At 69.9% G+C, this 18,063-nt stretch carries 19 protein-coding genes and 2 pseudogenes; 6 read left to right on the top strand and 15 right to left on the bottom strand.

Annotated features, from left to right (window positions below; translation table 11 throughout):
- Positions 1-58: 58 nt before the first annotated feature.
- From rapZ to QE438_RS08125, 9 genes are all read right to left on the bottom strand, one after another.
- Positions 59-970: an RNase adapter RapZ gene (gene rapZ, locus QE438_RS08165; protein WP_306991228.1), complete on the bottom strand. Its 912-nt coding sequence runs from the start codon at positions 968-970 to the stop codon at positions 59-61.
- On the bottom strand, positions 967-1,917 hold the full coding sequence (gene hprK / locus QE438_RS08160; RefSeq protein ID WP_130521000.1) for an HPr(Ser) kinase/phosphatase: 951 nt from the start codon (positions 1,915-1,917) through the stop codon (positions 967-969). The genes rapZ and hprK overlap by 4 nt, the downstream gene beginning before the upstream one ends.
- Before the next feature lie 145 nt (positions 1,918-2,062).
- Positions 2,063-2,377, bottom strand: a complete 315-nt coding sequence (gene raiA, locus QE438_RS08155) for a ribosome-associated translation inhibitor RaiA (RefSeq protein WP_130520998.1) — start codon at positions 2,375-2,377, stop codon at positions 2,063-2,065.
- A gap of 166 nt (positions 2,378-2,543) precedes the next feature.
- Entirely contained in the window at positions 2,544-3,986 is a 1,443-nt protein-coding gene (locus QE438_RS08150; protein WP_286574917.1) for an RNA polymerase factor sigma-54, read from the bottom strand.
- A 54-nt stretch (positions 3,987-4,040) separates the two neighbouring features.
- The gene (gene lptB / locus QE438_RS08145) at positions 4,041-4,760 is read right to left on the bottom strand and encodes an LPS export ABC transporter ATP-binding protein (RefSeq protein WP_130522985.1); all 720 of its coding nucleotides are present in this window, start codon (positions 4,758-4,760) and stop codon (positions 4,041-4,043) included.
- Positions 4,760-5,323 carry a lipopolysaccharide transport periplasmic protein LptA gene (gene lptA / locus QE438_RS08140; RefSeq protein ID WP_130522984.1) on the bottom strand — a complete coding sequence of 188 codons (564 nt, stop codon included), beginning with the start codon at positions 5,321-5,323 and terminating at the stop codon, positions 4,760-4,762. Before lptA ends, lptB begins: the two co-directional genes overlap by 1 nt.
- The gene (lptC, locus tag QE438_RS08135) at positions 5,301-5,861 is read right to left on the bottom strand and encodes an LPS export ABC transporter periplasmic protein LptC (protein WP_130522983.1); all 561 of its coding nucleotides are present in this window, start codon (positions 5,859-5,861) and stop codon (positions 5,301-5,303) included. The genes lptA and lptC overlap by 23 nt, the downstream gene beginning before the upstream one ends.
- Entirely contained in the window at positions 5,858-6,427 is a 570-nt protein-coding gene (locus QE438_RS08130; protein WP_306991234.1) for an HAD-IIIA family hydrolase, read from the bottom strand. The genes lptC and QE438_RS08130 overlap by 4 nt, the downstream gene beginning before the upstream one ends.
- A gap of 24 nt (positions 6,428-6,451) precedes the next feature.
- Entirely contained in the window at positions 6,452-7,459 is a 1,008-nt protein-coding gene (locus tag QE438_RS08125; protein WP_306991236.1) for a KpsF/GutQ family sugar-phosphate isomerase, read from the bottom strand.
- Positions 7,460-7,512: 53 nt separating this feature from the next.
- Between QE438_RS08125 and QE438_RS08120 the strand changes: the two genes are divergently transcribed.
- The 3 genes from QE438_RS08120 to QE438_RS08110 are packed head-to-tail and all read left to right on the top strand — an operon-like array spanning position 7,513 to position 9,387.
- Complete coding sequence (locus QE438_RS08120) at positions 7,513-7,743, top strand: BolA/IbaG family iron-sulfur metabolism protein (protein ID WP_130520984.1); 231 nt, start codon at positions 7,513-7,515, stop codon at positions 7,741-7,743.
- Positions 7,744-7,780: 37 nt separating this feature from the next.
- Positions 7,781-9,052: a UDP-N-acetylglucosamine 1-carboxyvinyltransferase gene (murA, locus tag QE438_RS08115; protein ID WP_306991239.1), complete on the top strand. Its 1,272-nt coding sequence runs from the start codon at positions 7,781-7,783 to the stop codon at positions 9,050-9,052.
- Between the two features lie 2 nt (positions 9,053-9,054).
- Positions 9,055-9,387, top strand: a complete 333-nt coding sequence (locus QE438_RS08110) for a hypothetical protein (protein ID WP_306996076.1) — start codon at positions 9,055-9,057, stop codon at positions 9,385-9,387.
- 244 nt (positions 9,388-9,631) lie between these two features.
- On the opposite strand, the gene QE438_RS08105 is transcribed toward QE438_RS08110, so the two are convergent.
- From QE438_RS08105 to purM, 4 genes and pseudogenes are all read right to left on the bottom strand, one after another.
- Entirely contained in the window at positions 9,632-10,324 is a 693-nt protein-coding gene (locus QE438_RS08105; RefSeq protein ID WP_306991241.1) for a DUF3108 domain-containing protein, read from the bottom strand.
- A 1-nt stretch (position 10,325) separates the two neighbouring features.
- Positions 10,326-11,138, bottom strand: a complete 813-nt coding sequence (locus QE438_RS08100) for a DUF3108 domain-containing protein (RefSeq protein ID WP_306991243.1) — start codon at positions 11,136-11,138, stop codon at positions 10,326-10,328.
- A pseudogene (gene purN, locus QE438_RS08095) lies at positions 11,135-11,810 on the bottom strand (phosphoribosylglycinamide formyltransferase). Before purN ends, QE438_RS08100 begins: the two are co-directional and overlap by 4 nt.
- 40 nt (positions 11,811-11,850) lie before the next feature.
- Positions 11,851-12,885: a phosphoribosylformylglycinamidine cyclo-ligase gene (gene purM / locus QE438_RS08090; protein ID WP_306991247.1), complete on the bottom strand. Its 1,035-nt coding sequence runs from the start codon at positions 12,883-12,885 to the stop codon at positions 11,851-11,853.
- A 177-nt stretch (positions 12,886-13,062) separates the two neighbouring features.
- Here purM and QE438_RS08085 point away from each other — a divergent pair.
- The 3 genes and pseudogenes from QE438_RS08085 to hda all read left to right on the top strand — a co-directional run.
- Positions 13,063-14,097, top strand: a pseudogene (locus QE438_RS08085) (DUF2066 domain-containing protein); the annotation flags it as partial.
- Between the two features lie 70 nt (positions 14,098-14,167).
- Positions 14,168-15,331, top strand: coding sequence for an AI-2E family transporter (locus tag QE438_RS08080; RefSeq protein ID WP_130535854.1), 1,164 nt, complete (start codon positions 14,168-14,170; stop codon positions 15,329-15,331).
- Positions 15,328-16,023, top strand: a complete 696-nt coding sequence (hda, locus tag QE438_RS08075) for a DnaA regulatory inactivator Hda (RefSeq protein WP_130520968.1) — start codon at positions 15,328-15,330, stop codon at positions 16,021-16,023. The genes QE438_RS08080 and hda overlap by 4 nt, the downstream gene beginning before the upstream one ends.
- A gap of 214 nt (positions 16,024-16,237) precedes the next feature.
- On the opposite strand, the gene murU is transcribed toward hda, so the two are convergent.
- Complete coding sequence (murU, locus tag QE438_RS08070) at positions 16,238-16,996, bottom strand: N-acetylmuramate alpha-1-phosphate uridylyltransferase MurU (protein ID WP_306991250.1); 759 nt, start codon at positions 16,994-16,996, stop codon at positions 16,238-16,240.
- Entirely contained in the window at positions 16,993-18,018 is a 1,026-nt protein-coding gene (locus QE438_RS08065; protein ID WP_306991253.1) for a phosphotransferase, read from the bottom strand. Before QE438_RS08065 ends, murU begins: the two co-directional genes overlap by 4 nt.
- Positions 18,019-18,063 lie beyond the last annotated feature (45 nt).

Below are 18,063 nucleotides of genomic sequence, written 5' to 3'. Positions count from 1 at the left end.
TCACGGTTTTCTCCGTCCCGCGATGCGCCGCAGCACGCGTTGGCGCACGCTTAGCGCGTCAGTCCAGTTCGCGGTGGAAGGTGGCGACCTGGTCCCAGCCCTGGGTGCGGGCGTGTTCGGCCAGTCGCTCGGTGAGGAAGACCGAGCGGTGCTTGCCGCCGGTGCAGCCGAAGGCCACGGTCACGTAGCTGCGCGTCTCCCCGCGCAGGCGCGGCAGCCAGGTGTCCAGGAATTCGCTGACCTGCTGCACATAGCGCTGCACGTCGTCCTGCGCCTCGAGGTATTCGCGCACCGGGGCGTCGCGGCCGGTCAGCGGGCGCAGCTCGGGCTGCCAGTGCGGGTTGGGCAGCACGCGCGCGTCGAACACGAAGTCCGCATCGGCCGGCACGCCACGGCGGTAGGCGAAGGATTCGAACAGCAGCGAGGGCGCGTCGCGGCTGTCGAAGGCGAACTCGCCGACCACGCGGCGGCGCAGCTGGTGCACGTTGAGCTGGCTGGTGTCGATCACCAGGTCCGCCTCCAGCCGCAGCGGCTGGGTGACCTGGCGCTCGCGCGCGATCGCCTCGGGCAGCGACAGGCCGGTATGGCTCAGCGGATGGCGCCGGCGCGTGTCCGAGTAGCGGCGCAGCAGCACCGCGTCCTCCGAATCGAAGAACACCAGCTTGGCGTCCAGCCCCAGCCGCCCCACCGCCGCGCGCCACAGCGAGAGCCTGGACAGATCGCTGTGGCGGTTGCGCACGTCGATGCCCACGGCGACCTTCTGCGGCAGCACGTCCTCGCGCATCAGGCTGCGGATGAAGTCCGGCAGCAGCTCGATGGGCAGGTTGTCCACGCAGTAGTAGTCCAGGTCCTCCAGCGTCTTGAGCGCCACCGACTTGCCCGAGCCTGACAGGCCGCTGACGATCAGCACGAACGGTGCCTGCGTCGCCTCGGCGGGCTTGCTGCCTTCGTCGGTCGGGGCCTGACTCATGGCGTGCTGCGCTCCAGCAGGTTGCTGTGGCGGGCGATGAACATCGCCGCCGGGTCGATGCCCTTGGTGCGCAGGATGTGCAGACGCGTGGCCGCCTCGGTCAGCACCGCCAGGTTGCGGCCGGGCATCACCGGCAGGGTGATCAGCGGCACGTCCAGGTCCAGCACGTGGCGCGCGCCCGAGTCGCCGGTGAGGCGGTCGTAGCCGTGCACGCCGGGCTCGGTCATCGGCCGGGTCAGGTGCACAATCAGACGCAGGTACTTGTTCTTCTTCACCGAGGTGTCGCCGAACATGTCGCGCACGTTGAGTACGCCCAGCCCGCGCACTTCCAGAAGATCCTGCAGCAGCTCCGGGCAGGTGCCATCGAGCACGTCCGGGGCGATCTGGGTGAACTCGGGCGCATCGTCAGCCACCAGGCGATGGCCGCGGGTCAGCAGTTCCAGCGCCAGCTCGCTCTTGCCCGAGCCGGCCTCGCCGGTGATCAGCACGCCGATGGAATAGATCTCCATGAACACGCCGTGCAGCGTCACCCGCGGCGCCAGCGTGCGCGCCATGTGGTAGGACAGGAAGTTGAGCAACTCGTGGCCGCGGCGCGGCGAGACCCACAGCGGGGTCTCGGTCTCCTCGGCGGTGGCGCGCAGGTCCTCGGGGCAGGACTGGTTCTTGCTGATCACCAGCGCCAGCGGCCGGTCGGCCATCATCTTCTCGATGGTCTCCCAGCGCTGGCGCGAATCCAGCCCGTCCAGCCAGGCCAGCTCCTCGGTGCCCAGGATCTGCACCTTGTTGGGATAGATCGCATTGAGATAGCCGGCCAGCGAGGGCCGGCGCTTGACCTTGCCGGCGGTGTCGATCTGACGCTTACCGCCGGCCCGCCCGGCGATCCAGCGCAGGCCCAGCTTGTCCTTCATCTGCTCGAACAGCTCGCTGGCGGTGATGCTGGAATTCATGGCGTCGGGGAAAGCGGCATCGAAGCGCGATGATACGACGTGCCGGTGACACATCCACGCGCGCGGCCGCACGGCGCGGCGCCATAACGCAGACGGCGGCCGAAGGGCCGCCGTCTGGTGAGGATGCATCGTGGCCGGGACAGGCTCAGTCGGCGTTCTCGCCGCGGCCGCGCTGGCGGTCGATCTGCTTGCGCTTGTGCTTGAGCACCAGCCGGTCCAGCTTGTCGGCCAGGATGTCGATGGCCGCGTACATGGTCTCGGCGCCGGCGTCGGCGTGCAGCGTGCGGCCGGAGAAGTTGATCGTGGCTTCGGCCACGTAGTCGGGCTTGGAGAACCCCAGTTGCGTGCGGCATTCGAGCGGCTGGTCGAAATGTCGTTCAAGGCGCTTGAGTTTCGTCTCGACGTAGTCACGCAGTGCGGGGGTGACTTCCATCGACTGGCCGTATGTCTCGATTCGCATCGCATTGTCTCCTGCAGTGGTTGTTGCGTCGGTTGTTGGGACAAACCGGGCGGGCGTGGGGTTCCTTGCTGCTCCTGTGGTTGGCGGGGTTGGGTTCAAGTTCGCACCGGTCGGCCCGGTGTTCAAGCTGGCAGGTGGCAGGTGAACCTGCCGCCAATCGCAAGGATCAGCCCATCCGCACGCGCTCGTGCGAGGACAGGATGTCCATGGCCTCACGATACTTGGCCACCGTGCGCCTGGCCACCGGCACGCCTGACGATTTCAACAGGTCGGCCAGCTTGGCGTCGGACAGCGGCTTGCGCGGGTTTTCGGACTCGATCAGCTTGCGGATCATCGACTGGATGGCGGTGCTGGAGGCTTCCCCGCCGCCCTCGGTGCTCACCCCCGAGGCGAAGAATGCGCGCAGGGGCAAGGTGCCGCGCGGGGTGCGCACGTACTTGCGGGCGATGGCGCGCGAGACGGTGGACTCGTGCAGGCCGACCTCGCCGGCGACCTCGCGCAGGGTCAGCGGGCGCAGGGCGGCCTCGCCGAATTCCAGGAAGCCGGCCTGCTGATGGATCAGGCAGCGGGTGACCTTGAGCAGGGTATCGCCGCGGGCCTCCAGGCTCTTGAGCAGCCAGCGCGCCTCCTGCAGGTGGCCGCGCAGGTAGCCGGCGTCCGACTCGCTGCACTGGCGGATCATCGACTCGTAGCCGCGGTGGATGGACACCCGCGGCAGATGCTGGCTGGCCAGGGCCGCGCGCCAGATGCCCTTCTGGCGCCAGACCACGCAGTCGGGCACCACATAAGTGTCCTGGCTGAGTTCGCCGATCTGCACGCCCGGCTTGGGATCCAGCGAGCGCAGCAGCGCCACGGCGTCCTCGACCTCGGCCTGGGGGCGCTTGAGCTCGCTGGCCAGGCCGGCCACGCCGCTGCGCGGCAGCTTCTCCAGCAGGGCGCCCTGGGCGATGGTCAGCGCCAGCGCACGGCCGGGCGTGTCGGCCGAGAGCACGTCCAGCTGCAGGCACAGGCACTCGCCCAGCGAGCGCGCGCCGACCCCGACCGGATCGAAGCGCTGCAGCTGGCACAGCACCGCCTGGATCTCGTCCTCGCCGGCCACGACCTCCGGCCGCAGGGTCTGGGCGATCTCGGCCAGCTCGGTGCGCAGATAGCCGTCGTCATCGATGGCGTCGATCACCGCCGCGCCGATGCGCCGGTCGCGCAGGGACAGCTGCGACAGATGCAGCTGCCACAGCAGATGGTCCTGCAGGCTGTCGGTCTGGGCCACCCGCTCGGCCGCGCTGCCGGGGTTGTCGTCGTCGTCGAACGAGCCGCCGGACCCGCCGCCGCCCTCGTTGCTCCAGGGATTCTCGTCGGCCTGCCAGTCCTCGCGCTCGGGCTGGCGCTCTTCGGGCGGCTCGTCGGCCGGGGCGTGGTCGGCGTGGTCGACGCCGCCGGCCTGGGCATCGGGGCCGTCCTCGGCCCAGTCCAGCAGGGGGTTGGTCTCCACCGCCTCGGTGATCTCGGCCTCCAGTTCGGCCGCGGACATCTGCAACAGACGGATCGCCTGACGCAGCTGCGGCGTCATGACCAGTTGCTGGCCCAGCGATGTCTGGAGGCGTGGCTTCATTCGCGAACCGTCAGGATAGCGGACCGAACGCCTGCCGCGTTCGCCACGCGCGCCTTACAGCCGGAAGGTCTCTCCCAGGTAGACGCGACGGACGTCCGCGTTGGCCAGCAGTTCGTCCGGAGCCCCCTGCGCCAGCACGCTGCCTTCGGCGAGGATATACGCCCGGTCGCAGATTCCCAAGGTTTCGCGGACGTTGTGGTCGGTGATCAGCACGCCGATGCCGCGGTCCTTGAGGTGGGTGATGATGCGCTGGATCTCGCCGACCGAGATCGGGTCCACGCCGGCGAAGGGCTCGTCCAACAGCATCAGACGCGGCTTGGCGGCCAGGGCGCGGGCGATTTCCACGCGGCGGCGCTCGCCGCCGGACAGGCTGGCGCCGAACTGGTCGGCAACATGGCTGATCTGCAGCTCCTCCAGCAGCGAGGCCAGCTCGCGCTCGGCGCCGTCGCTGTCCAGGTCCTCGCGCAGCTCCAGCACCAGGCGGATGTTGTCGGCCACGGTCAGCTTGCGGAACACGGAGGGTTCCTGCGGCAGATAGCCCACGCCGAGCTTGGCGCGGCGGTACATCGGCTCGCTGGTGATGTCCTGGCCGTCCAGCACGATGTTGCCGGCGTCGGCCGAGACCAGTCCCACGATCATGTAGAAGCAGGTCGTCTTGCCGGCGCCGTTGGGGCCGAGCAGGCCGACCACCTCGCCCTGGTCGAGGGTCAGCCCGAATTCGCGCACCACCTCGCGCTGCTTGTAGCGCTTGCGCAGTCCCTGGGCCGACAGCATTACTTGGTCCCCGGCTTGGCGGGAGCGGGCGCGGCGCCCGCGGCGGGGGCCTTGTTCTTGGGCTGGATCACGGTGCGCACGCGGTTGCCGTCGCCGCCGCTCTGCATGTTGCCGGTCACGGTGTTGTAGACCATCTTCTCGCCCGCGTTGGTGCCACGGGGGGAGGTGATCTTGTAGTTGCCAGTCAGGGTGATGATGTTGTTGGTGATGTCGTAGTCGATCCGGTCGGCGGTGGCGTCGATGGGCGTGCCGTCATCGTTGATCTGGTGCAGCGTGGGCTGCTTGGTCTTGGTGCCGGTGAACACGCCGCGCGAGACTTCGCCGGCCTTGCGGTAGATCAGGCCCTTGTCGGCGTGCACTTCCAAGGTGCCCTGCACGATGACCACGTTGCCGGTCAGCGTGCTGACGCCGTCGTCGGCGAAGCTGATGTCGTTGGTATCCGAGTCGATGGTCATCGGCTGGTCGCGGTCGGATTTCTTGGCCAGTGCGCCTCCCGCCACCACCAGCAGGCAGGCGGCCGCCAGCGCGGCCAGGCCAGTCTTATTGCGCGGATTTGGGCACATAGCGTGTTTTCACCTTGGACTTGAACTGGAATTGTTGGGTCTGTGAGTTGATGACGAAACCGGTGCCCTGCATGATCGCGCCGGGCTGGGTGAGCGTGGCCGGCTGGTCGGTGCTGGCGATGTGCTGATCGGGGAAGACATCGAGCCGGCTGGTGGTGAAGGTCGAGCGGGTCGCCGCCTCGGGCGGGCTGTTGCCGATCACATCCCCGGTCAGCACCGCCTTCTCGCCCTTGGCCGCCACCCAGGCGCTCTTGCTGCGCAGCTCCCAGTGATGACCGTCCTTGTCGGGCATCAGGAACAGCGGGGTGGTGATGCTGAAGGTCTCATCACTGGCGGTGCGGTGCATTTCCGGGGCGCGCAGGGTCACACCCTCGGTGCCGTCCTTGTTGAGGGTGACCATCTCGAAGTCGTGCATGATGTAGTCCGACTGCGCAGCCGGGCCACTGGTGTGCGGCTTCTTGCGATTGTTCCAGGCCGACCAGCCGAACAGCAGCAGCGCCACCAGCAGCGCCAGTCCCAGCCCCATGCGCCAGTTCATGCGGCGCCCTCCTGCAGCAGGCGTTCGACATGCCCTTGCGCGGCCAGCACCAGGTCGCAGGCCTGGCGCGCGGCGCCATGGCCGCCGCCGGCCGGGGTCGTCCAGTGCGCCCGCGGCGCCACCCAGGGATGGGCATTGGCCGGCGCCACCGCCAGCCCGACCCGGCGCAGCGTGGTCAGGTCGGCCAGGTCGTCGCCCATGAACAGGACCTGCTCCAGCGCCAGGCCGCGCTCGGCGCACAGCCGCTCGACCAGGCCCAGCTTGTCCTTGACACCCTGGTGCACGCCGATGCCCAGTTCGCGCGCGCGGTGCTCCACCACCTGGCCGCTGCGCGCGGTGACCAGCATCACCTCGATGCCATGCCGGCGCAGCAGCACCAGGCCCAGCCCGTCCTGCACGTGGAAGGTCTTGCCTTCACGGCCCTCGGCATCCAGGAACAGCCCGCCGTCGGTCAGCGTGCCGTCGACGTCGAAGCAGGCCAGGCGCACGCGCGCGGCGCGTTGCAGCAGGGCGTCGGTGACGTGGGGCAGGTGGGCATGGGCGGTCAAAACGGGGCGGTCCTTCATGAATAGGCGCAGGTGGCGTGGTTCTTACACCACGCGTGCACGCAACAGGTCGTGAACATTGAGCGCGCCGATCACGCGCTGGTCGGCGTCGACCACGATCAGGCCGCTGCCGATGTTGCGGGTTTCCAGCAGGCGCGCGGCCTCGGTGGCCAGCGCCTGTGGCCCGATGGTGACGGGGTGACGGGTCATCAGGCTGGCGATGGGCGTGGTGTGGATGTCCAGCCCGGCATTGTCCAGGGCGCGGCGCAGGTCGCCATCGGTGAAGATGCCGCGCAGCACGCGCTGGTCGTCCACTACGGCGGTCATGCCCAGCCGCTTGCGGCTCATCTCCACCAGTGCCTGGGCCAGGGTGGCGTCCTGGGACACGGTCGGCACGTCCTCGCCGGTGTGCATGACATCGCTGATGTGCACCAGCAGGCGCCGGCCCAGGCTGCCGGCCGGATGCGAGCGGGCGAAGTCCTCCGAGGTGAAGCCGCGCGCCTCCAGCAGGGCCACGGCCAGCGCGTCGCCCATGGCCAGGGTGGCGGTGGTGCTGGAGGTCGGCGCCAGGTGCAGCGGGCAGGCCTCGGCCGGGACGCTGACGTCCAGGTGCAGGTCGGCCTGGCGGGCCAGGGTCGAGGCCGGGCGCCCGGTCATGGCGATCACCAGGTTGCCCTGGCGGCGCAGCACCGGCAGCAGCATCAGGATCTCGTCGGACTCGCCGGAGTAGGAAATGGCCAGCACGATGTCCGCGTCGGTGATCATGCCCAGGTCGCCGTGACCGGCCTCGCTGGGGTGGACGAAGAAGGCCGGCGTGCCGGTGGAGGCCAGGGTCGCGGCGATCTTGCGCGCGATATGCCCCGACTTGCCCATGCCCATGGCCACCACGCGCCCGGCGCCGGCCAGCACCAGCCGGCAGGCGGCCGAGAACGGGCCGTCGATGCGCTGGGCCAGCGCGGTCAGCGCGTCGGCCTCGATCTGCACCGCGCGACGGCCACTGGCGGCCAGGGCGGCATCGTCGACGGGAACGCTGTGCTGCGCGGTGAAAGGCATCGGGGGCGATGGCCTGGGCTTAGAATGGTCGGCCATTTTAGGAGGAAAGGCCGTTGGACGCCGAAACCATCCGTGAACTCATCCAGACGGGCCTGCCCGGCGCCCAGGCGCGCGTGCAGGGCGATGACGGCGTGCATTTCGAGGCCACCGTGGTCTGCGAGGCGTTCAAGGGCAAGCTGCCGCTGGCGCGCCACCGCATGGTCTACGCCACCCTGGGCGACCTGATGGGCGGCGCGATCCACGCCCTGCAACTCAAGACCGTCACCCCCGACGAAGCCGCCTAAGCGCGGTCGCGTTCCCTTTCGGACATCCCCAAGCTCCATGCAGAAGATCATCGTCACCGGTGGCGCGCCGCTCAACGGCGAAGTCACCATCTCCGGCGCCAAGAACGCCGTGCTGCCCATCCTTTGCGCCACGCTGCTGGCCGACGCGCCGGTGGAGATCACCAACGTCCCCAACCTGCACGATGTGGCCACTACCGTGAAGCTGCTGAGTGGCATTGGCGCCGGGGTCGAGATCGACGAGGGCGGCGACGGCGCGGGGCGCCGCATCACCATCGACCCGAGCACCGTGGACCGCTTCGTGGCCCCTTACGAGCTGGTGCGCACCATGCGCGCCTCGATCCTGGTGCTGGGCCCGCTGGTGGCGCGCCACGGCGCGGCGGTGGTGTCGCTGCCGGGCGGCTGCGCCATCGGCTCGCGTCCGGTCGATCAGCACATCAAGGGCCTGCAGGCGCTCGGCGCGCACATCACCGTCGAGAACGGCTACATCAAGGCGCGCGCGGCGCGGCTGAAGGGCACGCGCTTCGTGTTCGACATGGTCACCGTCACCGGCACCGAGAACGTCATGGCCGCCGCCACGCTGGCCGAAGGCACCACGGTGCTGGAGAACGCGGCGATGGAGCCGGAGGTCACCGACCTGGCCGACTGCCTCAACGCGCTGGGCGCGCGGATCGAAGGCGCGGGCACCTCGCGCATCGTCATCCATGGTGTCGAGCGCCTCGGCGGCGGCAGCCACGCGGTGGTGCCGGACCGCATCGAGACCGGCACCTTCCTGGTGGCCGCGGCGATGACCGGCGGCAGGATCACCGCGCGCAGCGCGCGTCCGGACACGCTGGAGGCGGTGCTGGACAAGCTCACCGAGGCCGGGGCGCATATCGAGACCACGGCCGACACGATCACCCTGGACATGCAGGGCAAGCGGCCCAAGGCGGTCGATCTGACCACCGCGCCGTACCCGGCGTTCCCGACCGACATGCAGGCGCAATTCATGGCGCTCAACTGCGTGGCCGAGGGCGTGGGCGTGATCAACGAGACGATCTTCGAAAACCGCTTCATGCACGTCAACGAGCTGCTGCGCCTGGGCGCTGACATCCGCGTTGAGGGCCATACCGCCATCGTGCGCGGCGCCGCCCAGCTGTCCGGCGCCCCGGTGATGGCCACCGATCTGCGCGCCTCGGCCTCGCTGATCCTGGCCGGCCTGGTGGCCAGCGGCGAGACCACGATCGACCGCATCTACCACCTGGACCGCGGCTACGAGAACATCGAAGGCAAGCTCGGCGCGCTGGGCGCCACCATCAGGCGCGCGTCGTGACGATGATCAAGCGCCGCACCGGAACGCCGGTGTTCTCGCGTCGGCGCCGTGCGCTGCTGACGCTGGTGGGGATCGCGCTGCTGGCGGTAGCGTGGATGGCCTGGATCGGCGCGGCCGGTCTGAGCGGCATCTCCAGCAAGGACATGGACTGGGACGGCAACGGCCAGGTCACCGGCCAGGAGATCGCCCAGTCCTATTACGCGGTCGTCGCCGAGAAGACCACCGAAGGCAATCGCACCTGCACCACCTACAAGTGGCGCAGCAGCGGCACGCAGATCCGCGTCGAATGCCGCACCGAGCTGCATCCGGCCGAAGCGGGTGAGGCGAAGAAGTAGGCGGCATGCGCGGCATCGCGCAGATGCCGCCGGCTTTAGTCGTTCCAAAAAAATGCGGGCGCCGCCACAAGGGCGGCTCCCACTTGTAGAGCGGAGCTTGCTCCGCTGCCTTTCGGCCGGATCGTCGGGAAGCCCTAGCGGAGTCCCCCAAAGGGGATTGCCACAAGCTCCGCTCTACAAGGAGGCTGCGCTCGATCTGAGAGACAGCTGCTCCCACGGGTTCGCTAGGAACTCCCGCTTCGGATCAATTGAACGAGGTCAGGGTCAGGTCGTAGGAGTCCTGACCGTTCTCCCGCTGCAGCATGCGCGCCGGCACCGGCATGTCCGGCACCACCCACACGATCATCTGCTTCTTGCCCTCGGTCTGGCTGACCTTGGTCGCGGTGACCTGCTTGCCGGCGATGGTGATGGTGTCCTTGCCGGTGACCTGGTAGCTCATCGGCGTGGCCTTGCCGTTCTCCAGCATGCGGTAGTTGAGCGTCTGCTTGCCGGCGTGCACGTCGCGCACGATGGCCAGGTTCACCAGCAGCGCGTCCATGTCGCCGGGCTCCAGCGCGACCGGGCCGCGGCGGTTGTCCTTGATGTCGCCGCTCCAGGTGGCCTGCTTGCTGGCCCAGTCGTAGGCGGTCTTGACCTGCTTGCTCTTGACCAGCACCAGCGAGGCATCGCTGGAGGACAGCGGACGGAACTGGCCGTCCTTCTCCTCGAAGGTGGTGGACTGGGTCAGGTTGACCAGCTGGTTGCGCACGTTCAGGTCGTACTTCCACTTGCCGGCGCCCTGGGCGGCCAGGGTCATCTGGCCGTTGCCCTGCATGCCCATGGCACTGGCCTGGTAGGTGGCGTTGAACGGCTGCAGGGCCAGGGCCGGCGCCGCGGCCAGGGCGAGCATGGCGATGGCGGCCAGCGCCTTGAGCGGGCGGATCGGGTTGGATGTCATGTCATTGCACTCCCTGGTAATCGATGAGGCGCAGGTCGATGGCGTCCTCGCCATCGTCGCGTTGCAGCATGCGCACGGGGGTGGGCACGCCGGAGGCGACCCAGAAGATCTGTTCGCGGTCGCCGCCGTTGGTGCGGGCCACGCGCATGGCGTCGTAGCTGAGTTCGCCGACTTGCACGATCTCGGTCTGCGGGGCGACCGCGTACTGGTACTGGCGCGCGCGGCCGTTGTCGACCACGCGGTAGTCCAGCGCCGCGCCCGGCTTGGCGTCGCGCATGATCGCCAGGTCCAGCAGCAGCGAGCTCATGTCGCCGGCCTTCAGTGGCACCGGTGCGCGCCGGTCCTTGTCGACCTTGCCCTCCCACTGCGCGGTATTGCTGCGCCAGTCGTAGCTGCCGGTCTGCTGCTTGTCGCCGAACACCGCCTTGCGCACCGTGCTCTGGCTCAGCGGCCGCAGCAGGATGCCGGCACCGGTGTCGGTGACGTCGAACACCGTGCTCTGCTGGATGTTCAGGCGCAGCAGGCTGGCCACGCCGCGCTCGCCGCGGATCTCCAGGTCCAGCCGCCACTGGTTGCCCTCGCGGTGCACCACCTGCAGGGTGGCATCGCCGGCGCGCTTGCCCTTGTACCAGGCCTCGTAGGTGGCGGTGAACGGCGCCAGCGTCCAGGGCTGGGGGGCGTCCGGCGCGGCGCTGTCGGCGGCCGCTGGCGCGGCGGGCGGTGTTGCGTTGGGCGTCGCCGGCGCCTGCTGGGCCTGGGTTGCGGGCACGGCACAGGCGAGCAGCAGGATGCCGGTCAGCAGGATGGTCTTCACGGGGTCGCTTCGGGGTGGGGCATGCGCCGTTCGAGGGAATCTAGTGTCAACGGCGTAAATCGCGGCTGACCATCGACGTAGGTCGTGCCATCACGTTCAGACAGGCGCCCGGCCACCGCCAGGCGCAGCACTGCGGGCAGCAGGCGGTGTTCGAGTGCCAGCACGCGCGAGGCGAGGGTCTCGGGGCGTGTCGCCGGCCTCGACGGGCAGGCGCGCCTGGGCGATCAGGCTGCCGGCATCCAGCTCGGGAATGACGAAATGCACGCTGCAGCCATGTTCTGTGTCGCCGGCAGCCAGCGCCGCGGCATGGGTGTGCAGGCCGCGGTGACGCGGCAGCAGGGAGGGGTGGATGTTGAGCATGCGCCCGGCGAAGCGCGCGATCAGCGCCTCGCCCAGGATGCGCATATAGCCTGCACACACGATCCAGTCGGCGCGGGAGGCGGCCAGGGCGTCGCCCAGCGCCTGTTCGTAGGCCTGGCGGCTCTCGAAACTGGACGGCCTGGCCGACCAGCGCAGTTCCGGCGGCACGCGCATCAGCGCACCGGCCTGCGGGCGGTCGGAGAAGACGCCGACCAGGCGCGCGTCCAGCCGACCTTGCGCGATCGCGTCGAGGATCGCCTGCAGGTTGCTGCCGCGCCCGGAGGCCAGCACCGCGATGCGGGGCAGGGTCATGCGCGGCGCCCGGAGCGGGGGCAGGGCAAGCGCCGGGCCGTCAGCCGATCCGCACGCGCTCGCCGGCGCCGGCGGCCACCACCTGGCCGATGCGCCAGTGGCCGATGCCGGCCTGGTCCAGGCTGGTCTCCAGCGCCGCGGCGCTGGCCGGATCGGCGATCAGCACGAAGCCGATGCCGCAGTTGAAGGTGCGCCACATCTCCGCGTCGGCCACCGCGCCGGCCTGCTGCAGCCACTGGAACAGCGGCGGCAGCGGCCAGGCGCTCGCGTCGATGTCCAGGCCCAGGCCGTCGGGCACGACGCGGATGATGTTCTCGGTCAGGCCGCCGCCGGTGATGTGGGCCATGGCGTGGATGGGCTTGCCCGCGCCCGCGCCGTGGCTGCGCAGCAGCGCCAGCACCGGCTTGACGTACAGGGTGGTCGGCGCCATCAGCGCATCGATCAGCGGCACGCCGCCGATGTCCAGCTCGGCGGGGCGACCGGCGCGGTCGTAGATGCGGCGGATCAGCGAATAGCCGTTGGAGTGCGCGCCCGAGGACGCCAGGCCTATAAGCACGTCGCCTTCGCCTACGGCGCTGCCGTCGAGCATCTCGGTCTTCTCGACCGCGCCGACGGTGAAGCCGGCCAGGTCGTATTCGCCCGGGGCGTACATGTCGGGCATCTCCGCGGTCTCACCGCCGATCAGCGCGCAACCGGACAGTTCGCAGCCCTTGGCGATGCCGCCGACCACGGCCACGGTGGTGTCCACGTCCAGCTTGCCGGTGGCGAAGTAGTCCAGGAAGAACAGCGGCTCGGCACCCTGCACCAACACGTCGTTGACGCACATGCCGACCAGGTCGATGCCGATGGTGTCGTGGCGGCCGAGCTCCTGGGCCAGCTTGAGCTTGGTGCCGACGCCGTCGGTGCCCGAGACCAGCACCGGCTCGCGGTACTTGCCGGACAGGTCGAACAGGGCGCCGAAGCCGCCCAGGCCGCCCATCACCTCGGGCCGGAAGCTGCGCTTAACCAGGGGCTTGATCCGTTCGACCACGGCGTTGCCGGCGTCGATGTCCACCCCCGCGTCGCGGTAGGTCATGGGCGTGGCGGCGGGCGGGTTGGGCTGGGTCACAAGGCGGCCGGATCTGAGGGAGGCGGGGGCGCATTTTAAGGGAAGTGCGTCCCTCGGCGTGCGCGGCGTGAACGGGGCGTGCTGGCGGTGGCGGGCCGTTCGGGCAACAATCCGCACGATTCGCTGTTGACTTTAGGACGCTCGATGCGCCGTTTGCACGCCCTGGCCGCTGCTGCCGCCCTCCTCCTTTCCTGCGCACTGCCTGCCGTGGCGCAGGACGCGCTGCGCACCGAGGGCGACGTCGCCAAGGCCCAGGGCCTGTACGAGGCCGAGGTCACGGTGCCCAGTCAGAGCGAGGGCGACCGCAACGGCGGTCTGGCGCGCGCGCTCGGGCAGGTGCTGGGCAAGGTCAGCGGCGATCGCAACGCCGCCACGCGCCCCGGTGTGGCCGCCGAGCTGCGCAACGCCAAGAACTATCTGGACAGCTACGACTACCGCCAGGACCAGGGCACCTCGGCTACGGGGGCGCCGTCCTTCCGCACCACCCTGATCGCCCGCTTCGACCCGCAGAAGGTCGACGTGCTGGCCAGCGTGCTCGGCCTGCCGGTCTGGCCGCAGCCGCGCGCCAAGCCGGTGCTGTGGCTGGCCATCGACGACGGCTCGGGCCCGCGCCTGGTCGGTGTGCAGCAGTCCGGCGCGGCGCGCTCGGTGCTGGACCGCGCCGTGGACCGCGGCTACCGCCTGGGCCTGCCGCAGGGCACCGCGGCCGAGGCCGCGCTGGCCGCGGCGATCTGGCGCGGCGACACGGCGGCGGTGGCGAGCGCCTCGGCCCGCTATGCCCCGCCGATGCAGCTGATCGGCAAGCTCTACCGCGGCAAGTCCGGCTGGGTCGCCGACTGGACCTTCGTGGACAGCGGCAAGGTGCTGGCGACCTCGTCCAGCGACAACGCCGACGCCCGCCAGGCCATGGCCACCGGCGCCGACGTGGCCGCCGATGCGCTGGTCAAGCGCTACGCCAAGCAGGCCGTGGGCGGCCAGCCGGGCACCTACCGGATCCTCGTCAGCGGCATCCGCAGCGCCGAGGACTACGTGCGCCTGTCGGCGGCGCTGCAGCAGACCGCGGTGGTGCGCCGGATCGCGCCGGTGCGCGCGCAGGGCGATGTGCTTGAGCTGGACCTGGATCTGCTCAGTGGCGTGGAAGGCCTGCAGCGCATGCTCGGCCAGGATGGCCCGCTGGTCGGCGGCGACGGCAATCCGCCGCAGTTCTACCTCAAGTGACCCGCGCGCTGACGCCCAGGACGGTGCACCCATGATCATCGAGGACCCGCTGCAGGTCATCGCCCAGTTCCTGCGCCGGCTGCAGTGGGCGGCGCTGGCGGCCGCCTTGGTGTGGCTGCTGTGGATTCTCTCGCCGGTGCTGACCCCGTTCGCCTGCGCGGCGATCCTGGGCTGGATGGGCGATCCGCTGGTGGACCGGCTGGAGGCGCGCGGCTGGTCGCGCGGGATCTCGGTCACCGTGGTCTTCTTCGTGATGCTGCTGGCCATCACCGTGGTGCTGTTGCTGCTGGTGCCGACGATCCAGGACCAGATCGCCATCCTGGTGCGGTCGCTGCCGCGCTATCAGCAGTGGTTCTACCAGGTGGCCCTGCCGTGGATCGAGGGCCGCTTCAACGTGCGCGTGGCCGAGTACCTGGACTTCACCCACATCTGGGGGCTGCTGCGCAGCAACTGGGAGCGGGCCGGCGGGGTGGCCTACACCCTGTGGGGCTATGTGTCCCGCTCGGGCTTCGCGCTGTTCGGCTGGATGGCCAACCTGGTGCTGATCCCGGTCATCGCGTTCTTCTTCCTGCGCGACTGGGACCTGATCGTCGGCCGCGTGGCGGCGATGGTGCCGCGCAACCAGATCGGCGTGGTCAGCCGGCTGGCGGGCGAGTCCAGCGAGGTGCTGGGCGGCTTCCTCAAGGGCCAGCTGCTGGTGATGATCATCCTGGGCGTGCTCTACGGCGCCGGGCTGTGGGCGGTGGGCCTGGACCTTGGCATCCTGATCGGCCTGATCGCCGGCCTGCTGACCTTCGTGCCGTATCTGGGGCCGACCAGCGGCGTGGCGATGGGCCTGATCGCCGCGCTGATGCAGTACGGCGACGTCAAGCACCTGGTGCTGGTGTCGGTGGTGTTCGCGGTGGGGCAGGTGATCGAGAGCTATGTGCTGACGCCCAAGCTGGTCGGCGATCGCATCGGCCTGCACCCGGTGGCGGTGATCTTCGCCGTGCTGGCCTGCGGCCAGCTGTTCGGCTTTCTGGGCATGCTGCTGGCGTTGCCGATCGCCGCGGTGGCCAATGTGCTGCTGCGCTATGCGCACGAGCGCTATACCCACAGCCAGCTCTATGCCGGCGGGCAGCCGACCATCCTGCTCGATCCACAGCGCACGCCGGTCGACGGCCTGCATCCGCCGCAGGATCCCTCCTCGCCATGAGCGTGCCGCAGTTGCCGCTGGCGCTGCGGACCCCGTCTGATCAGCGCTTCGAGAGCTTCATCGGCGCGCCGGCCGGCGCGCTGGCGCAGCTGCAGGCCCTGGCGCGCGCGCCCGAGGCCGACTGGCTGTACGTCGCGGCCGCGCACGGCGCCGGCAAGACCCACCTGGCCCTGGCGGCCTGCGCGGCGGCCGGCGAGAGTGGGCGCGAAGCCGCGTATCTGCCGCTGAAGGCGGCGGCCGGACATCTGCAGCAGGCGCTCGACGGTCTTGAACGCCATGCCCTGGTGGCGCTGGACGGGCTGGAGGCCATCGCCGGCGATCGCGCCGATGAGATCGCGCTGTTCGACTTCCACAACCGCGCGCGTGCCGCCGGCATCGGCCTGCTCTACACCGCCGCCGATGTGCCCGATGCGATCGGCCTGGTCCTGCCCGATCTGCGCTCGCGTCTGGCGCAATGCGCGCGCATCGTGCTGCGCCCGCTGGATGACGCCGGGCGCGCGGCGCTGCTGCGCGATCGCGCGGCCCGGCGCGGGCTGGTGCTGGAAGACGCGGCGGTGGACTGGATGCTCACCCGCACCGTGCGCGAACCGGCGCAGCTGGTCGATCTGATCGAACGCCTGGATCGTGCCTCGCTGGCGGCCAAGCGGCGGGTGACCGTGCCGTTCCTGCGGCAGGTGCTGGCGGAGGAGTAGGGCCTGCGGTCGCGATTGGCCTGGAGCACATCTGTGGGCGCAACTGTCTGCTCCGATCACGTCGCGGCCTCCTTGTAGAGCGGAGCTTGTGGCAATCCCCTTTTGGGGACTCCGCTGCGTTTCGTTTAGACCATCGGGAAAGCCCTAGCGGAGCAAGCTCCGCTCTACAGGTGGGGTCGCCGTTGTGGCCATTGGCCAATGGCGGCGATGGGCGCTACTTCGAAAGCTCCATCGCCGTTGTGGCGGCTCCCACGCCCTCGGCGCGCAGCTGCGCGTCCAGGTCGGCCAGGCGTTGCGGTGTGCCCACGTCGGTCCAGCGTCCGGCATGGTGCTGGCCGGTGACCGCGTCGCGCGCCATCGCCGCGCGCAGCAGCGGCGCCAGCGGGAAGCGGGGCGGCTGTGCGTCCAGCCCGGGATTGGGGTCAGCCGCTTCGAACGCCGCGCGCCAGCCGCGCAGGATCTCGGGGCGATACACGCCGATGCCCGAATAGGTGAAGTTCTGTGCATCGTCGCGGCGCGGCTGCAGGCGATGCCCGTCGCTGAAGCAGAAGTCGCCGCGCGGATGGTGCGGCGGGTTGTCGATCATCACCAGATGCGCGTCGCCGGCCGGCGCGCGCGGCAGCGTGGCGAAGTCCAGGTCGGTCCACACATCGCCGTTGACCGCCAGGAACGGCGCCTCGCCCAGCAGCGGCAGCGCGTGCAGCATGCCGCCGCCGGTCTCCAGCGGGACCGGGCCTTCGTGCGAGAAAGCGATCCGCACGCCGAAGGCGCTGCCATCGCCCAGCGCGAGCGGGAACTGGCCGGCGAGCCAGCTGAGGTTGATGACGACGTCGGTCACGCCGATCGCGGCCAGCTTGCGCAGATGCCAGACGACCAGCGACGCACCGCCCACCTCGAGCAGCGGCTTGGGCGTGTGGTCGGTCAGCGGCCGCATCCGCTCGCCCAGCCCGGCGCAGAAGATCAGCGCCTTCATGCGCTGCGCGCCGCCAGGGCCGGGCGGATGCGCTGGTCCAGCAGCTGCTGCAGCGGCTGCAGCTGCGGATGGCGCGGCAGCACCTGGTCCAGATAGGCGATGAAGCGCGGCAGGTCCGGCAGGTACTGCGACTTGCCATCGCGGTAGTGCAGGCGGCAGAAGATGCCGAGGATCTTCAGGTGGCGCTGGATGCCCATCCAGTCGGCATCGCGCAGGAAGGTCTGCGCCGAGACCGGCACCGGCACGCCGGCCTGCAGCGCCCGCGCGTGGTAGCGCAGCAGCCAGCCGTCCACGCGTTCGAGCGGCCAGCTCAGGAAGGCGTCCTTGAACAGGCTCACCGCGTCGTAGGCGACCGGTCCGCGCACGCAGTCCTGGAAATCCAGCACCGCCGGGCCCGGCAGTACCGGCATCAGATTGCGCGGCATGAAGTCGCGATGGGTCAGCACCTTGTGCTGGCCCAGGGCGTTGTCCATCAGGCGGCGCTGGACCAGCTCCAGGCCGTCGCTGGCGTCGCAGTCCAGTTCGATGCCCAGATGCCGGCGCAGGAACCATTCCTCGAACAGCCCGGCATCGCGCTGCAGCAGCGCCTCGCCGAACACGCCCGTGCCTTCCGGCGGTGCGATCGCCTGCAGCATCAGCAGCTGGTCGAAGGCGGCGTCGAACCAGGCATCGGCCTGCGCCGGATCGCGCGACAGCAGCTGCGCCAGGGTCGGCTGGCCGAGGTCTTCCAGCAGCAGGAAGCCGGCGTCCACATCGCGCGCCAGGATCCTCGGCACGCGCACGCCGCCGTCTTCCAGCAGCGCGTGCCAGGACAGCCATGGGCGCACGTCTTCCAGCCCGGGTGGGGAGTCCATCACGATCAGCGATTCGGCCGCGCCCTGGGTGCGCCAATAGCTGCGCTGGCCGGCGTCCACACTGGCCCGCTGCAGTGACAGAGCGGGCGCCTTCAGTGTGATGCGCGCCCAGGAAAGTCGCTGGTCCGCGCGTGCGTGTGGGCTCGAAGGCGAGGACGCCTCGTTCATGGAACGTGCCGCATTCAGGTCGGGGTGCGCAGGGTACACTGCGAT

The organism is Pseudoxanthomonas sp. SORGH_AS_0997 (assembly GCF_031453535.1).
GTDB classification, from domain to species: domain Bacteria; phylum Pseudomonadota; class Gammaproteobacteria; order Xanthomonadales; family Xanthomonadaceae; genus Pseudoxanthomonas_A; species Pseudoxanthomonas_A winnipegensis.
Note: the sequence above shows the minus strand (reverse complement) of the source record. Positions and strands in the feature narration are given on the sequence as shown.

Excerpts from the sequence above, each read along its gene's own strand:
- rapZ (WP_306991228.1), bottom strand. The coding sequence starts at position 970 with ATGAGTCAGGCCCCGACCGACGAAGGCAGCAAGCCCGCCGAGGCGACG.
- hprK (WP_130521000.1), bottom strand. The coding sequence starts at position 1,917 with ATGAATTCCAGCATCACCGCCAGCGAGCTGTTCGAGCAGATGAAGGAC.
- raiA (WP_130520998.1), bottom strand. The coding sequence starts at position 2,377 with ATGCGAATCGAGACATACGGCCAGTCGATGGAAGTCACCCCCGCACTG.
- QE438_RS08150 (WP_286574917.1), bottom strand. The coding sequence starts at position 3,986 with ATGAAGCCACGCCTCCAGACATCGCTGGGCCAGCAACTGGTCATGACG.
- lptB (WP_130522985.1), bottom strand. The coding sequence starts at position 4,760 with ATGCTGTCGGCCCAGGGACTGCGCAAGCGCTACAAGCAGCGCGAGGTG.
- lptA (WP_130522984.1), bottom strand. The coding sequence starts at position 5,323 with ATGTGCCCAAATCCGCGCAATAAGACTGGCCTGGCCGCGCTGGCGGCC.
- lptC (WP_130522983.1), bottom strand. The coding sequence starts at position 5,861 with ATGAACTGGCGCATGGGGCTGGGACTGGCGCTGCTGGTGGCGCTGCTG.
- QE438_RS08130 (WP_306991234.1), bottom strand. The coding sequence starts at position 6,427 with ATGAAGGACCGCCCCGTTTTGACCGCCCATGCCCACCTGCCCCACGTC.
- QE438_RS08125 (WP_306991236.1), bottom strand. The coding sequence starts at position 7,459 with ATGCCTTTCACCGCGCAGCACAGCGTTCCCGTCGACGATGCCGCCCTG.
- murA (WP_306991239.1), top strand. The coding sequence starts at position 7,781 with ATGCAGAAGATCATCGTCACCGGTGGCGCGCCGCTCAACGGCGAAGTC.
- QE438_RS08110 (WP_306996076.1), top strand. The coding sequence starts at position 9,055 with ATGATCAAGCGCCGCACCGGAACGCCGGTGTTCTCGCGTCGGCGCCGT.
- QE438_RS08105 (WP_306991241.1), bottom strand. The coding sequence starts at position 10,324 with ATGACATCCAACCCGATCCGCCCGCTCAAGGCGCTGGCCGCCATCGCC.
- purM (WP_306991247.1), bottom strand. The coding sequence starts at position 12,885 with ATGACCTACCGCGACGCGGGGGTGGACATCGACGCCGGCAACGCCGTG.
- QE438_RS08080 (WP_130535854.1), top strand. The coding sequence starts at position 14,168 with ATGATCATCGAGGACCCGCTGCAGGTCATCGCCCAGTTCCTGCGCCGG.
- hda (WP_130520968.1), top strand. The coding sequence starts at position 15,328 with ATGAGCGTGCCGCAGTTGCCGCTGGCGCTGCGGACCCCGTCTGATCAG.
- murU (WP_306991250.1), bottom strand. The coding sequence starts at position 16,996 with ATGAAGGCGCTGATCTTCTGCGCCGGGCTGGGCGAGCGGATGCGGCCG.
- QE438_RS08065 (WP_306991253.1), bottom strand. The coding sequence starts at position 18,018 with ATGAACGAGGCGTCCTCGCCTTCGAGCCCACACGCACGCGCGGACCAG.